The sequence below is a fragment of the Massilia sp. TWP1-3-3 genome (genome assembly GCF_049897805.1).
Taxonomy (GTDB): Bacteria; Pseudomonadota; Gammaproteobacteria; order Burkholderiales; family Burkholderiaceae_D; genus Telluria_A.
The window spans coordinates 186,342-202,022 of record NZ_JAFCWX010000006.1; the positions used below are offsets into that span (position 1 = coordinate 186,342).

A 15,681-nucleotide genomic window follows, 5' to 3' on the forward strand; every position below is an offset into this window, starting at 1 on the left:
AGGCGCGAGACTGTGTTGCGCGCGCCGCGCCTACCGAGATTGAATAGTTAACGCTGAAATGTTATATTGCCAAAGGGCAAAGCAGCTTGCCTTCGCTGGCAGCTCGGCCAGTCTTTCGAACTATTGTTGACGGACGGCAGTCCAGGATGGAGCGATAATTGACTATCAAGCTAATAAACGACATCGTCATCGTCGGTGGCGGTACCGCAGGCTGGATGACAGCTGCCGCGCTATCGCATTTGATGCCCGAAGACTACCGCATCCGCCTGATCGAATCGAACGAAATCTCCACCATCGGCGTAGGCGAGGCGACCATCCCCCTGATCCGTGGTTTTAACGATTTGCTGGGGATAGACGAAAACGAATTCATCCGCGCCACCCAGGGTTCCTTCAAGCTTGGCATCGAGTTTGTCAATTGGGGCAGGCAGGGCGACTCCTATATCCACGGCTTTGGCAGCATCGGACGCGACCAGATGCTGGCCAAGTTCTATCAATACTGGCTCAAGCTGTACCAGCTTGGTGAAGCACCCGAGCTCGAACATTTTTCGCTCAATACCGTGGCGCCGCGCATGGGCAAGTTCATGCGCGGCACGTATGACTGCAGCGACTCTCCCCTTGCAGACATTGCTTACGCCTACCATTTCGATGCCGGCCTGTACGCCAAATTCTTGCGCCAGCGCGCCGAGGCCGCGCAGGTCACGCGCACCGAAGGCAAGATCGTCGGGACCGTGCTGCGCGAGGGCGACGGCTTTATTCAAGCGCTGATCATGGAAAACGGTGAACGCATTGCCGGCGACCTGTTCATCGACTGTTCCGGCATGGCCGGTCTCTTGATTGAAAAGGCGCTGCATACCGGCTTCGAGGACTGGAGCGGCTGGCTGCCGTGCGACCGCGCCGTTGCCGTTCCCTGCGAATCGCATGGCGCCTTGCTGCCGTACACCCGATCGACCGCGCGTGCGGCCGGGTGGCAATGGCGCATCCCGCTGCAACACCGGGTCGGCAATGGACACGTCTACAGCAGCAAGTTCATGAGCGCGGACGAAGCCGAGTCTACGTTGATGAACAACCTTGACGGCGCCCCACTGGCGTCGCCGCGCCATCTCAAGTTCACCACCGGCAAACGCAAAAAAGCGTGGAACAAGAACTGCGTGGCGATTGGTTTGTCGGGCGGCTTCATGGAGCCGCTCGAATCAACCAGCATCCACATGGTGCAAACGGCGATTACCCGCTTGATGATGATGTTTCCGCATGCGCGCTTCGATACGGCCGACATCGACGCCTACAATGCGCAGAGCGATCGCGAATACACCACCATTCGCGACTTCCTGATCCTGCACTACAAGGCCAATGAGCGCACCGGTTCGCCGTTCTGGGATTACTGCCGGGAAATGGAGATCCCCGCTACCTTGCAGGCAAAGATGGATCTGTATCGCAGCAACGGGCGCATTGTGCGCGACAGCGATGATTTGTTCGCCGAGACCAGCTGGCTGCAGGTGATGCACGGGCAAGGCATGCGGGCCCAGGGCTACAACCCGCTGGTGGACCAGCGCAGCAAGGCCCAGATCGCCAGCTTCCTGAGCGATGTACAGCAGGTGATCCGCAACTGCGCGCAAGCCATGCCAAGCCACGAAGAATTCATCGCCGCCAATTGCAAGGCCGCGCCTCCGGGCTAACACCGCCGCGCCAGATTACTTGGCCGCGCGCAGGTTGCGATCCAAAAATTTCTCGACGCGGGTCCAGAAGTCGACCTGGTTTTCCGGCTTGTGCCAGCCATGCCCTTCTTGCGGGTACACGACCCACTCGACATTGCTGTTGCGCGCCCTGACCGCGTCGCGTAGTTTTTCACCGTGCACGATGGGCACGCGCACGTCGAAGCCGCCATAGGCGAGCAATAGCGGCTGGGTGATGCGGGCAGCCTGGCCACCGGCGAGGTTGCCTTGAACTGGGCCGCATCCTTGACCCGGTCGCCCACCAGCGCTGGCATGCCGTAGCGCTTGTAGTCATCGGACAGATCGCTCCAGCCCACGCCATACATCAGATCGATGTCGGTCACGCCCACCCAGTTGACGCCGCAGCGGAACAAGTCCGGGGCGTGTACCAGACCCATCATGGTCGCGTAACCGCCATAGCTGGCGCCCATGATGCAAATACGCTTGGGGTCGGCAATGCCTTCGGCAATCGCCCAGCGCACGCCGTCGGCCAGGTCGTTTTGCATTGCCAGGCCCCATTGCTTGAAGCCGGCTTCAAGATGACGGCGCCCGAAACCCCGGTTGCCGCGAAATTCCGGCTGCAGCACTGCGTAGCCACGCGAGGCAAGGAACCGCACTTCGCTATCCCAGCCCCAGGTTGCGCCGCGTACCCACGGCCCGCCATGCACAAACACCAACAAGGGCAGGTTTTTCTTGACCCCGCCAGGCGGCAGCGTCAGATAGGCGGGAATCGGCAAGCCGTCGCACGCCTTGTAGTGCACCATGTCCATCACCCCGAGCTGCTGCGGATCGAAGGCCGGCCGTGAAGCGCCAATGATGGTCAATTAGCCGGTTTTGGTGTCATACAGTGCATAGCGCAGCGGCTGGACGTCGGAAAACGATTCCACCAGCACGAAATTGGTGGCGGCATGGGCCGGCACCGAGATGCAGTTGGCGGGTGGCAGGCAGCAGCGTGTCGACGCTGGCTTGAACTGCTTGCATGGCTGGATCGAGCCATGCCGTGACCTCGGCATCGATGTGGTAGCGCATGCCGAGCAACTTGTCATTGGTGGCGATGAACTGGGGATCGATGTCATACTCGGCCGAAGCGAGCACCGGCTTGGCGCCCAGCTTTCCCGTGGCCGGATCGAAGGTGAAGACCGCCCGTTTGTCGCCTTGGACAGCGCTGACGTACAGGCGAGCGGCATTGTCAATAAACAAGGGGTGAATCGCGTTGTGATCGAAGCGGGGGAACTGGGCAAGCTTTTTCCAATCGCCGTCCGGCTTACGGTAATGCATGGTTCGCGTGGCGCCCTCGACGGACATGGCAACGCGCAGCTTGCCGTGCAGGTCGCGCAGCCAGTAGTCCGAATGCAAGGGTGTGTCCAGATTGCGCAAGCGGCCAGTGACGGTATTCAGACTGCCCAATTCGATATAGTCGACCTGTTTTTCGTCCATCGCCTGTGGACTTGCCACCAGCACCTCGTCACCGCGTTGGCCCCCGATAGCGTGGACCAGAAAGGTATTAATAGGTTGCAACTTGTCGAATGTGGCGCCACTGGAAGCGAAATAACGGGTGCGCTCGACCAGGGCGCGCAAGCTGCCGCCGTCGCGGTTGACGGCAACCAGGCCGGGGCCGGGCCCGGTGTCGGTGCGGTTCGGTCCGGTCAATTCAACCTTCAGGGTAAACACCAGGCGCTGGTCATTGACCCATGCGATCCGGTCAACGTCGTCATTGGCATAGGATGCCACTACCGTGGGCTTGAAGCTCAGCAGGTCGAGCACGACCAGGCGCAACCTGCCGTCGGGACCAGGCTGGCGAAATGCCAGCGCTCGTCCGTCGGGTGACAACACGGCGCCGGACAGCTGCGGTGCCTAGAAAAATTGCGTGGCCGGTGGCAGCGCAGCGGCGCTTGCCGCCACCGCCAGGTTTGCCAAAGCCAACGCCAACGCGATCATGGCTGCGCGGGCTGGAAAGGCGAGGCGCGATACTGAAAAATGCATGGGCAATTCCTGGTAAAAGTCTAGCGCGGCGCGGCGCAAAATTGGGCAACATACTCGGCATGCGACGGCATCACGTCGACGCAGGCGGCAATCACGGCGCTGACATTGTCGAGATACTCGGCAGTTTCGTTTTCCCCAATCAGATCGACCAGGGGGTTGTAGCCTTCGGGCGCAAGATTCTGTCCGTAAAGCACCTGCAGCCAGCCGACTTCGGCAAACAGTTCATTATCAAGGCGCACCACGCGCCCGCGCGCGCGGAACAAGGCCATCTTGCGCTCCAATGTCTCCGGGATGGGCATGGCGGCGCAGGCTTGCCAGAACGGCGCGTCGTCTCGCTGGTTGAGCTTGTAGTGCAAGATGATGAAATCCCGGATGCGCTCGTATTCGAAACGGCTCTGGCGGTTGTACTCGTCAATGTCAGTCTGGTTGAAGCCCTGGTCGGGAAAGAAATTGATCAGTCGTCCGATCGCAGCTTGCACCAGGTGGATACTGGTTGACTCGAGCGGCTCCAGGAAACCACTGGCCAGCCCGATGGCAACCACATTGCGGTTCCAGCCCAGCTTGCGCATGCCGGTCTTGAAGCGGATGATGCGCGGCTCACCCAGCGGCTTGCCGTCCAGATTGGCCAGCAAGGTGGCGCGCGCCTCATCATCGCTGATGAAACGGCTGCAATACACGTAGCCGTTACCGATCCGGTGCTGCAGCGGGATCCGCCATTGCCAGCCGGCCGTGTGCGCAGTGCAGCGGGTGTAGGGCAGCAGCTCAGCGGCCGATTCGCACGGCACTGCCACCGCCGTGTCGCACGGCAAATAGGCGCTCCAGTCTTCATAGCCGGTCTCAAGCGCGCCTTCGATCAGCAAGCCGCGAAAACCGGAGCAGTCGATGAACAGATCGCCCTCGATCCGCTGGCCGCTTTCCAGCACGACCGCGTCGACATGGCCGTCGCCTTCGCGCTGCGACACGTGCACGATCTTGCCTTCGATGCGCGTCACGCCGCGTTGTTCGCACACGCCACGCAGGTAGCGCGCATACAGGCTGGCGTCGAAATGGTAGGCGTAAGCGATGTCATTGAGCGGCGAATTCGGTGCGTCGTGGCGCGGCGGCATGAATTTGTTCTGCCTGCAAGCTTGGCGCGTGATGGAATACGCATCCAGATCCTTGGCCTTGCCCAGGCGCCGCATTTTTTGCCAGTACTGGTCAAAAGGCACGGTGGCCAGGTCTTGGCCCAGGGTGCCAAAGCCGTGCAGGTAACGGTCGCCCAGCTTGCCGAAGTTGACGAATTCAATGCCCAGCTTGAAGGTGCCCTGGGTGGCGCGCAGGAAGTGCGCTTCGTCGATGCCCACGACCTGGTTGAAGCGCTTGATCATTGGAATGGTCGCTTCCCCCACCCCGACAATGCCGATCTCGTCGGACTCGACGACCCGCACCGTGTAGCGATCCTTGAGCACGGCCGACAGTGCCGCGGCGCTCATCCAGCCGGCAGTGCCGCCGCCGACGATGACGATGTTTTTGATGACGCAAGTTGGCATGGTGATGTCCTGGCTGGAATCCAAGGTTGATAGGTAAAACGCGCAGGTGGTACGTAAAACAACCCCGGGCGCCTGAGCGGCCGGGGTTGTCAATCACGCCGAGGTCAAGACCTCCGCATGCGGCTTAGAACTTGTAGCTCGCGCCGAACTGGTAAGTGCGGCCGTAGGTCGTCTTGTATGATGGCGCATTGCGGTCCACGCCATTATATTCCTGGTACGGCGTGTTATTCCAGTTGTTAGCCGTTGCAAATACGCTGACACCTTTCAACGGACCGGCCTGGACTTCGTACGACGCTTGCAGGTCGATGACCGTTTCCCCCTTGACGAACGTCAGCTGGCTGTTGTCTTGGTAGTCGCTGATCGCGCCGAGGAAGTCGGAACGCTTGCGTGCTGCCCAGGCAAACTGGAAGCCGGCTTTTTCGTAGTACAGGCGCAGGTTGCTGACGCGCTTGGACAAGCCTGGCAGCGGGATGCGGATTGGACTGACGTTTATGGTGGCAAAACCGACTGCCGGCAGATCGATACCGCTCGTGGTATCCGAATGGTTCAGCGAAGCGCCAAAGCCGTCCAGGTAAGGCGTAAACAACGAGAACGGCACGTTCACTGCTACTTCAACACCGCGGATATTGCCACCATCACCATTGGTTGGGGTGGTCAACACGCCCACCGTCGAACCCTTGAACGGGCCGCTCTGCGGCAAAGGCGTATTCGCGCTCACCTGGCTGCCGAAGTCGAAGGCGCGTGGCGAGCGCAGGATGTAAGTATCGAGCTTTTTGTAGAACACGGCTGCGCTGATATAACCCTTCTTGCCGAAATACTTTTCGTACGACACGTCCAGTGCCTTGGCACGGAACGGCTCAAGCTTGGCGTTACCGCCGCTACCGGAGAGAATCGGCATCTTGTTGTCGGTGGTGTCAACACCAAACGACGAACTTGCGCGCATATCGTCCAGATTGGCACGGGCCAGCACCTTGGCCGCTGCGACACGGATGACCTGGTCGCGGCCGAGATCGAAGGTCACGTTTGCACTAGGCAGGAAATCAGTATAGCTGGTGCCATTATGAATTTTGCTCGATGGGCAGGTTGCCTCGGTGATGCCTTTACAGGTTGCCAGGTCAACCTTGTTGCCAACGGTCGATTGCGTGGTGCGCACAACTTGCAAGCCGACATTACCTTTGTACGGCAGGCTGCCAAGCTTGCCGTCCATGTCAGCCATGGCGTACATCGTGTTCACTTTTTCGGAAACCGACCAATCCTTGGCCAGGGTCGTTGCATCAACCCAGCGTGCCAATTCGTAGATCGAGCCAACAGTGCCGGTTGGGTCGAACGAGACGATTGGAATGCCCGTGGTGCCGGCGGTGGCGATCGCCGTGCCAGGCACGGTCGCGGTGGCGTAGCCGCCACCGGCGCCGATGACCGCCAGGCGGCCTTCGGCACCGACACGCTCTTTGTCGCGCTTGGTCGAGTTAAAGCCCACGCTCACCGCGTTGACGACACCCCATTCGATTTCCTTGCGGCCCGTCAGACGCAGGCTGAGAATCTTGTCGTCGACAGTCGGATACGCCACGTAACCGGCCTGTGGCGACTGCGGACCACCGCCCCAGCCAGTGGTATCGGTCAGGAACGTGGTAGCGCGGTTAGAGAAATCGTGGCTGGTCGACAGTTTCATGGCCGACAAGTCGGAACCATTGAAGCCCGTCCAGGAGATCGAGCTGACCTGACCTGCAGGCGTGTTGCCGGCTTGACCTGCCAGGGTTTCGAAACGCTGGGCCTTCTTGGTCGCTTTCGAGCTTGACAGGTCGGAACCGAGCTTCCAGCCGCCGGCGTCGAGCGAACTGTTCCAGCCGATCGAGGTCAGCTTGTCGTCCGCGCTTTCCATGTGGTTGCGCACGTCACCCTTGTACCCGGTGAACGTACCCGAGGTTGCTACGCCGTTGGCGATAGTGGCATTGGTCAACATGCCCTGTGGATCGTAACCGCCCCAAGAACCGCTGATCGAACCTTCCAGACCGGTCTTTTTCAGCGCGCTCGAGCCTTCCGAGTGAACGACATCCAAGGTGGTCTTGAAATCACGGTTTGGACGGTATTGCAAAGCCAGCGAAGCGGCCTTGCGGTCATAGGTCGACGTTTCGGTATCGGCCTTGAAGCCGCTAGGGGTGGTCACTGACTGACCGTTGTAGTCGCTCTTGCCGGTGCCGCCGCCTTCAAACTTTTGTTGGCCACCACCGACGCTCTTGTAGGTAGTCAAGCCAACTGCCACACCAATGGTCCGATTGGCGAACTGGTCGATGTAGCTGAAGGAATAACGGTGGCCGCTGCCTTCAGGCGACGGGGTGTTGATGCCGGTGCGCTCTTTGCGAGCACTGACGGCAACCACGCGCTTGCCAAAGTCCAGCGGCTGCACGGTGCGCAGGTCGATGGTGGCGGCCAGGCCCTGGCCGATCACGCTTGCATCGGGGGTTTTGTAAATCACGGCGCTGCCAATCAGTTCGGCGGGGAACAGATCGAATTCGGGGCTACGGGAGTTGCCCGTCGAAGCCTGCTCGCGGCCATTGACCAGGGTGCCGTTAAAGCTTGGCGCCAGACCGCGCACGCTGATCTCGGACGGCTTGCCGGTGCCGCGGCTACGCTGGGTGGTCACGCCTGGCAAACGGGCGATCGACTCGGCGACGCTTGAATCAGGCAGTTTGCCGATGTCTTCCGCAGAAATCGCTTCGACGATCGAGCTGGAATTTTTCTTGATCGAGATAGCCGCTTCAATACCGCGGCGAATACCGGAGACAACCACGGTCTGGGTTCCTGGTGCTTCGTCCGTTTTGGCGACCGTCTTGGTGGTGTCCGCCGGTACCGGCACGACGTCGGCTTGCTGGGCGAAGGCGCTGGTCGTCATGGCGCTCAACAGGATTGCGCAGCCTGCCGCAACTGGTTTGAGCTGGTAGTAACCGCTGCGGCGTTTGTTCAAAATGTTCATGTGTCCCCTCATTTCATCAGTACTTCACAATTCCCAGTAACCAGCCTACAGCGACTTTCCGGGATCCTTTAGCCGTGCGTTCTAAGACGCCCTGATAGGAATTTTGTACTAAAACTAGATGCACTGTCAACGACAGTTGCATCAGACTACGCAAATCGGAAAATTTGACGCAAACTTACCAATCTGAAGGGCTACGTCGTTGTATTTCGGCCACATCAAGCTCAGGCCAATGCTGTAGTACGACTACATTATCTCTGTAACTAATCAAAAAGATGTTGAATTTGCACCGCGTCGGTGCAAGTTGCTCTGGGTATCCATAACTTAGCATGGTCGCCGTGCTACAGGAATCTACCCACAGCGAATAATTCAGCTGATTGCGCGTGCTGCCACGGCAAATTCGCTGCGTTGTACCCAAACTAGTTGAACATCTGCGCCATCTGCACCGTCGTAGATGGGAATTTCGGAGTGTAGTATGCTGGTTTCGCGCAAAAAAATTGTAGTGGAACTACAATTTTTACCGTGATGAATGCCGGCGAATCCGAATGTGACAATAAGAGACAACTTGATGACGTCCACTCTTCCCCGCGTACTGCTGGCCGCAGCCGCCTTGTCGATTTGCTCGGCCCAGGCGCAGACTCCCCGGATCGACCATCTGGAGCCGCCGTTCTGGTGGACTGGCATGCAGGACAAGTCAGTGCAACTGATGGTGCACGACGCCTCCATCGGCAAGCTTGCGCCCTCGCTCAGCTATCCCGGCGTGCGCATCGCCAAAGTAACGCGGGTGGCCAATCCCAACTACTTGTTCATCGACCTGCAGCTGCTCGCCGCTGCGCGCCCGGGCAAGTTCGACATCCGGTTTGGCAGCGGGGCGGATGCGCTGCGTCACGGCTACCAGTTGCTGGCGCGCGGCAAAGGCTCGGCCGCGCGCCAAGGTTTTTCCAGCAAGGATGTGATTTACCAGGTCATGCCGGATTGCTTTGCCAACGGCGACCCGGCCAACGACAGCGTGGCCGGCATGGCTGACAAAGCTGACCGCGCCGGCGACGGCGCTCGCCACGGTGGTGACATCCAGGGCATGATCGGCCATCTCGATTACATCGCCGGCATGGGCTTTACCCAGCTCTGGCCCACGCCGCTGGTTGAAAACGACATGCCGTCCTATTCGTATCACGGCTACGCCGCCACCGACCATTATCGTATCGACCCGCGCTACGGCAGCAATGAGGACTTTCGGCACCTGTCGCAAGAAGCGCGCAAGCGCGGCACCGGCACCGGCATCCCCCAGGACGTGGTGCTCTCGCACATTGGCAGCGGTCACTGGTGGATGAAGGACATGCCCTTTCCCGACTGGACCAAGCACCGCGGCGCCTTTGTACCCACCCGCCATCACCGGGTCTCGGCCCAGGATCCGTATGGCGCCATAGACGACCGTGAAAACTTCACCACCGGCTGGTTCACCAGCGCCATGCCCGACCTGAACCAGACCAACCCGCTGGTGGCGAACTACTTTATCCAAAACAATATATGGTGGATCGAGTATGCCGGCCTGTCCGACCTGCGCATCGACACCTACGACTACTCCGACGGCGCCTTCTTGACGCAGTACACGCGCCGTCTGATGGCCGAGTATCCGCACCTAAACATGGTCGGCGAAGAGTGGCACAAGTCGCCGGCGGTGGTGTCGCGCTGGCAGAAGGGCAAGCGCAACTTCGACGGCTACGTCAGCTCCCTGCCAAGCCTGATAGACGTCCCGATGAGCGAAGTGATGCGCGCCGCGCTCGCCAGCAAGGCGCCGGAGGCGGGCTTTACCGACGTGCATGAGACGCTGTCGCTCGACTACCTGTACCCCAACCCCGGCCAGTTGGTCTTGTTTGAAGGCAACCACGACATGGCGCGCATGTTCAGCGTGGTCGGCCAAGACATCGACCTGTACACGATGAACCTGGCCTGGCTGCTGACCATGCCGCGCATCCCGCAGCTGTATTACGGCACCGAGATCCAGATGACCAGCTCCACCACCGCGCGCGACGACGCCAGCTACCGGCGCGATTTTTCGGGCGGCTGGACTGGGGGCAAGGTCGATGCCTTTACTGGCACGGGCCTCACGGCGCAGCAGCGCGACGCGCAAGCCTTGGTGCGCAGGCTGGTCACCTGGCGCAAGACGCAGCCGGTTATCCACTCGGGCAAGATGATGCATTACGGCGCCGAAAACGGTACCTACGTCTACTTCCGCTACGACGGCAAAAAAAAGGTGATAGTCGCCTTGCACAAGAACACCGCCCCGGCGGTGCTGCCGGTGGGGCGCTTTAGCGAAATGCTGACCGGCGTGCGCTCGGGTGTGGACGTCATCAGCGGCGAGACTTTTGCGCTTGATGCGGCCTTGACGCTGCCGGCGCGCGCTACAGTGATCCTGGAGCTGCAATGAAAACACGCGTGCTTGCCGCTGCGCTGTCGCTGGCGCTGCCGCTGGCCTCGGCGCACAAGCCGGACCTCGACACCTTTTTCAGCGAGATGGCGATCAAGGTCGCGCCGGGCCGGCAGGCGCAGTTCGTTGCCGGCGACAACATCGCCGGCTACTATGAAGGCTATACGCAAACCAGCGCGCGCGGCGCCGGCTACCTGATCAAAAACGAAGCGGTGTTCCAGGGTTACGCCAGCTTTGCCGACAACGCGCCCAACGTGCGCGCCGCTTCCCGCGAACAGGTGCTGCCCTACGGCCACCAGGTGCGCTACGCGAACGGCGCCAGCGAGGAAATGGCGCTGCTGTCAAAACAGCAGGCCATCGCCATGCGCGTGACCAGCATTGACGCTGCGCGCCTGGCGATTCGCCCGCTGCTGAAACAGACGGGCGCCGTCACGCGCGCCGGCAATCTGGCGATAATCGCTCCCGGCGCCGGCCAGACGCTGTACGCCGCGCTGGCCGCCGACCAGCCGTTCACGCTCGACGACGACTTCACGCTCACGGCCAGCGCGCCCGCCAGAACCCTGCTGGTGGTGGCCGCGTTCGCGCCCAGTGCCGAGGAAGCGCGCCGGCGCGCGCTGGCACTGGTCGCGGCCGACCCGATCCTGGCCGAGCGGCGCAAGCTGTACCAGGCGCTGACCAAAAGCTACCTCGCCACCAGCGACAGGCAATACAACAAGGCGCTGAACTGGGCCAAGGCTGCCAGCCGCATGTTCGTGGTCGAGGAGTTCGGCGCCGGCATTTGGGCGGGCCTTCCCTGGTTTCGCGACAACTGGGGCCGCGACACCTTCATCGCCCTGCCCGGCACGCTACTGGTGTCGGGCCAGTTTGACGACGCCAAAGCAGTCTTGTCCAACTTTGCGCGCTACCAGAACCTCAACCGGGGCGACAAGGAATATGGCCGCATCCCGAACCGCGTGGCGGCCGGCGAGAGCATCATCTACAACACGGTCGACGGCACGCCGTGGATGCTGCGCGAAGCGCTCGAGTATATCCGCTACACGGGCGACAAGCCCTTCGCTCGGCAGATGTACCAGCTGGCGCTTGCCTATTTCGACGGCGCCATCGCCAACTACATGGACCAGGATGGCCTTTTGGCGCACGACTCGGCCGACACCTGGATGGACGCGCGCATCGAAAACAAGCAGCCCTGGTCGGCACGCGGCCCGCGCGCGGTCGAGATCCAGGCGCTGTGGTACACCGCCTTGCAAACCGGTGCCAGCCTCGCCCTCGAAGCGGGCGACCAGCAAAAGGCGGCCGATTGGCAGGCGCTGGCCGCACGCGCCAAACAGCGCTTTTTGCGTCTGTACTGGAATGGCAGCGTGATGGCCGACCGCTTGCGCGCCGACGCCAGCGCCGACACCAAGGTGCGCCCCAACCAGCTGATGCTGGTCTCGGTCCCCTTCGACGATTTCGTGCCCGCGCAGGTCCAGGCGCGCGTGCTGCGCAATGCCGTATCCGAACTGCTCTACCCTTACGGGATCGCGTCGCTAAGTCAGAACGACGCCTACTTTCACCCGCGCCACGAAAACCCGCTGTTTCATCACAAGGACGCCGCCTACCACCAGGGCACCATCTGGGGCTGGAACGCCGGCTACACCGTCACCGCGCTCAACAAGTTCGGCTACCAGGACCTGGCCTGGCCGCTGGCGCAGAACCTGGGCCGCCAGATCCTGGGCCTGGGCACGCTGGGCAACATGAGCGAACTGCTCGACGCCCTGCCCCATGAAGGCGGCCGCCTGAAACCCTCTGGCACGTACGCGCAATCGTGGAGCGTGGCCGAATACGCGCGCAACGGCTACCAGGACTTTGTCGGGTTCAAGCCCGACCTGCTTGAAAATACCCTGGCATTGAGCCCGGCGATACCGTCGGCATGGACCAGGTTCGAGGCAGTGCTGCCGTTTGGCGCGGGCGAACAAATGACCATCCGCTTCACCCGGCGCGGCCCCGTGCAGCGCTGGTCGCTGCACCTTGACGGCAGTGTTGCGCGCACCGTCAGTTTTGATTTTCTGAACCGCGACAAAAGCCGCTCACAGACGGCGTTCAAACTCGCACCCGGCCAGACGGCGCTGCTGGCAGTTGCCAATGGCATTGCGACGCTGGACGGCAAGCCGCTCGCGGTGAGCCCGCGCCAAGCCTCGTTCGCCAGCACCATCGGCACGCTGCGCTTTCAAACGCCGAGGGCCTACCGTACGCAACACTTCCCCATGCTGCAATCAAAGGATGTCCTCAAGGGCATCGTCGAACGGAGCGAATACAAATGATCAAGACCCTCGGGCTCATTGTTGGCGTGCTGCTGTCAAGCGGCGCCGCTGCAGGCGACATGTATGTGCGCGGGGGCTTCAATGGCTGGGGCACGGACAATCTGCTGGTCCCGCTTGGCCACGGCGTGTACGAAGCGCGCGTCACCCTCAGCCCGGGCAACCATGCGTTCAAGGTGGGCAGCGGCGACTGGTCGACCGAACTGACCGTCGCGCGCGATGCCGGCGCCGGCGTAACAGCGGGCCGGGCTTACCGGATGGTCGCCGACAAGGGCCGGGATGGCCACTTGTTCGTGCGCAGGACGGCCGACTACACCTTTCGGCTCGACCTGTCCGAGCCAACCGCTCCCCTGCTGCGCGTGGCGCGCATTGAGGCGCCGCCGGTTGCAACGAACGACCCGCACCAGGGCCGGCGCGACACTGCGTCGCTCTCGTTTGCCACTTACGACGGCAAGCGTGAAAGCGCGCGCTTTTCGTCGCCCGACGCGCGCGCGGCGCGGCGCAGCTACTCGCAGTCGAGCACATTGCAGTTGCGCGACCCCGGCCCCCAATATGTCAGTTACGCCGAGTCGGCAGCGCTGCCCACGGTGCGCAGCGGCAGCCTGGCGTTCGACGCCCTGTTCGCGCTGGCCGGCGCCGAAATGAAGCTCGACTCGGTCGCCCAGATCAAGGACGGCAACTACAACGACGGCAAGCAGATCGCCTGCGACTGCTTCGAGACGGGCGAGAAGTGGCACTATGTGTGGACGCGCGACCTGTCGTACGCGGCCGACCTAGGCCTGGCCATGCTGGACCCGCAGCGCGTGATGCTTTCGCTCGACTTCAAGCTCTCCCCGTTTCGCGACGGCGTGCATAAGGCGCCGCAGGTGGCTGGCAGCGTTGACGGCCTGCAGATCCTCCAGGACACCGGCAGCGGCGGCAGCTGGCCGGTCAGCACCGACCGCGTGAGCTGGGCCTTTGGCGCCGAACAGGTGCTCAAGTCACTGCCGGCGCAAGAGCGCGCCGGGTTTGTGCCGCGCGCCTTCAAGGCGCTGTCGAACACGATCGAGAACGACCGCCTTGCCGCCTTCGACGCCGTTTCTGGCCTGTACGCGGGCGAGCAATCCTTCCTCGACTGGCGCGACCAGAGCTACGCCTCGTGGATCGTCAATGACCTGGCGGCGCTGGCCAGTTCCAAAGCCCTGTCAACCAACGTGGCGCACTACAAGGCGCTGACGCTGGCCGCCAGCCTGGCGCGCGAACAGGGCGCCCATGCGCAGGAGGCAAAATATGCCGCCTGGGCGCTCGCGCTGAAAGTGGCCATCAACGAGCGCCTGTGGCTTAACGACGCCAATATATACAGCAGCCTGACGGCGCCCCATTTCGACGGCGCGCCGATGTACAAGTTCGACTGGCTGGGCCAGGCGCTGGCGATCGTCACCGGCGTGGCCGATGAAGATCGCGCGCGCAAGATCCTGTCCCACTATCCGCACGGCCCGATGGGCGCGCCGGTGATCTACCCGCAGCAGCAAGGCGTGCCGGTTTATCACAACCGCGCCATCTGGCCCTTCGTCACCGCCTATGGCTTGAAGGCGGCCGCCATGTCCGGCAACGTCAGCGTGGCCGACGCCGCGTACGACACATTGATCCGCGCCGCCGCGCTCAACTTGTCGAACATGGAAAACCTGGAGTGGCTCTCCGGGCAGCCGCTGCTGCTCGACGAGCAGCATCCCGAGCTGATCGGACCGGTCATCAATTCAAAGCGCCAGCTGTGGTCTGTCGGCGCCTATCTCGGCATGGTGATCGGGAACGTGTTTGGCGTTGCGACCACGGCCGACGGCATTACCATCAAGCCCTTCATCACGGCCAAGCTGCGGCGCGACGTCTTTGGCGCGACCGACTTGATTGCTTTGCACGATCTGCCGTTGCACGGCAAGCGCCTGTCGGTGAGCATCCGGCTGCCCAAGGCGTCCCGCGCGAACGGCTACTATGCAATCGGCTCCATCACTCTGAACCAGGCAGCCGTTGGCCCTGCAATCCGGTGGGACGTGCTGCCCGCCGACGGCCGGATCGAGATCACGCTGGGTGGTTTGCAAAGCGGCGACCAGCAACTCCATCGCGTGCACGCCGGGCCCTACACGCGGGCGAGCAGCGTTTTTGCGCCGCCCGATCCGGCGCCGCCGACTTTTGCGGGCGCGGCGACATTGACGTTTTCCGCGCCCGGCAAAGGCATTGTCTACAACGTCTATCGCGACGGGCAACTGGCGGCGTCCGGCATTCGCGCCAGCGCATGGACCGACCGCGCGGGCCACGCGAATGCCTGCTACGCCATCGAAGCGCAATTTACCGGCTCGGGCAACCGCAGCCATCACAGCCCTTCAACCTGCCGCGGCGCCGTGTTCGAAGTGGCGCCAGGCCTTGCAGCGAACATTGCGCAAGCGGGCAACTACCAGGTCCAGCTACGCTATGCCAACACCGCCAACCAGATCAACCTCGGTGTCAGCGGCGCGGTCAAATGGATGAGCGTGAAAGACGCCGCCGGCCGCGTCCTGGCAGAAGGCGTCGTGCAAATGCCCCACACCCGGCGCGAGGCGGGAACGGTGTATTCCACGCCGCTCGCGGCCAAGCTGCCCGCCGGTCCGGTGACGATTGCGCTGACCGACTTCTACAACATGAGCTACCTGCAGGCCAACAGCACCTTCAGCGCCGCCGGCGGCGCCGCCGGAGCGTTGAACACGGCCGACATCCACGCGGTGCGCATCCTGCGCACCAAATAAATTACGGAGAA

9 protein-coding genes are annotated in these 15,681 nt (G+C 62.0%); 4 read left to right on the forward strand and 5 right to left on the reverse strand.

Translation table 11 applies throughout. The annotated features are described in order from the left end of the window. Window positions 1-158 precede the first annotated feature (158 nt). Window positions 159-1,673, forward strand: coding sequence for a tryptophan halogenase family protein (locus tag ACP7D4_RS08170; protein WP_426103364.1), 1,515 nt, complete (start codon window positions 159-161; stop codon window positions 1,671-1,673). Here the strand turns inward: ACP7D4_RS08170 and ACP7D4_RS08175 are convergent. The 5 genes from ACP7D4_RS08175 to ACP7D4_RS08195 form a co-directional block, all read right to left on the reverse strand. Next, window positions 1,670-2,533 carry an alpha/beta hydrolase family protein gene (locus ACP7D4_RS08175; protein WP_426103365.1) on the reverse strand — a complete coding sequence of 288 codons (864 nt, stop codon included), beginning with the start codon at window positions 2,531-2,533 and terminating at the stop codon, window positions 1,670-1,672. The two genes, ACP7D4_RS08170 and ACP7D4_RS08175, sit on opposite strands and share 4 nt — an antisense overlap. A gap of 16 nt (window positions 2,534-2,549) precedes the next feature. Beyond that, window positions 2,550-3,542 carry a hypothetical protein gene (locus ACP7D4_RS08180; protein WP_426103366.1) on the reverse strand — a complete coding sequence of 331 codons (993 nt, stop codon included), beginning with the start codon at window positions 3,540-3,542 and terminating at the stop codon, window positions 2,550-2,552. A 21-nt stretch (window positions 3,543-3,563) separates the two neighbouring features. After that, window positions 3,564-3,692: a hypothetical protein gene (locus tag ACP7D4_RS08185; protein ID WP_426103367.1), complete on the reverse strand. Its 129-nt coding sequence runs from the start codon at window positions 3,690-3,692 to the stop codon at window positions 3,564-3,566. A 20-nt stretch (window positions 3,693-3,712) separates the two neighbouring features. Then, window positions 3,713-5,221 (reverse strand): tryptophan halogenase family protein, encoded by a 1,509-nt coding sequence (locus ACP7D4_RS08190; RefSeq protein WP_426103368.1) that lies wholly within the window; start codon window positions 5,219-5,221, stop codon window positions 3,713-3,715. A gap of 124 nt (window positions 5,222-5,345) precedes the next feature. After that, window positions 5,346-8,192: a TonB-dependent receptor gene (locus ACP7D4_RS08195; RefSeq protein ID WP_426103369.1), complete on the reverse strand. Its 2,847-nt coding sequence runs from the start codon at window positions 8,190-8,192 to the stop codon at window positions 5,346-5,348. Window positions 8,193-8,757: 565 nt separating this feature from the next. On the opposite strand from ACP7D4_RS08195, the gene ACP7D4_RS08200 reads away from it, so the two are divergent. From ACP7D4_RS08200 to ACP7D4_RS08210, 3 genes are read left to right on the forward strand one after another with little or no spacing between them, the layout of a single operon-like run. Next, entirely contained in the window at window positions 8,758-10,617 is a 1,860-nt protein-coding gene (locus ACP7D4_RS08200; RefSeq protein WP_426103370.1) for a glycoside hydrolase family 13 protein, read from the forward strand. Beyond that, window positions 10,614-12,917: an amylo-alpha-1,6-glucosidase gene (locus tag ACP7D4_RS08205; protein WP_426208565.1), complete on the forward strand. Its 2,304-nt coding sequence runs from the start codon at window positions 10,614-10,616 to the stop codon at window positions 12,915-12,917. Before ACP7D4_RS08200 ends, ACP7D4_RS08205 begins: the two co-directional genes overlap by 4 nt. Then, window positions 12,914-15,670: an esterase gene (locus ACP7D4_RS08210; protein ID WP_426208567.1), complete on the forward strand. Its 2,757-nt coding sequence runs from the start codon at window positions 12,914-12,916 to the stop codon at window positions 15,668-15,670. Before ACP7D4_RS08205 ends, ACP7D4_RS08210 begins: the two co-directional genes overlap by 4 nt. Window positions 15,671-15,681 lie beyond the last annotated feature (11 nt).

Coding starts and splice junctions, on each gene's coding strand:
- ACP7D4_RS08200 (WP_426103370.1), top strand. CDS start 8,758: ATGACGTCCACTCTTCCCCGCGTACTGCTGGCCGCAGCCGCCTTGTCG.
- ACP7D4_RS08205 (WP_426208565.1), top strand. CDS start 10,614: ATGAAAACACGCGTGCTTGCCGCTGCGCTGTCGCTGGCGCTGCCGCTG.
- ACP7D4_RS08210 (WP_426208567.1), top strand. CDS start 12,914: ATGATCAAGACCCTCGGGCTCATTGTTGGCGTGCTGCTGTCAAGCGGC.
- ACP7D4_RS08190 (WP_426103368.1), bottom strand. CDS start 5,221: ATGCCAACTTGCGTCATCAAAAACATCGTCATCGTCGGCGGCGGCACT.
- ACP7D4_RS08195 (WP_426103369.1), bottom strand. CDS start 8,192: ATGAACATTTTGAACAAACGCCGCAGCGGTTACTACCAGCTCAAACCA.
- ACP7D4_RS08185 (WP_426103367.1), bottom strand. CDS start 3,692: ATGCATTTTTCAGTATCGCGCCTCGCCTTTCCAGCCCGCGCAGCCATG.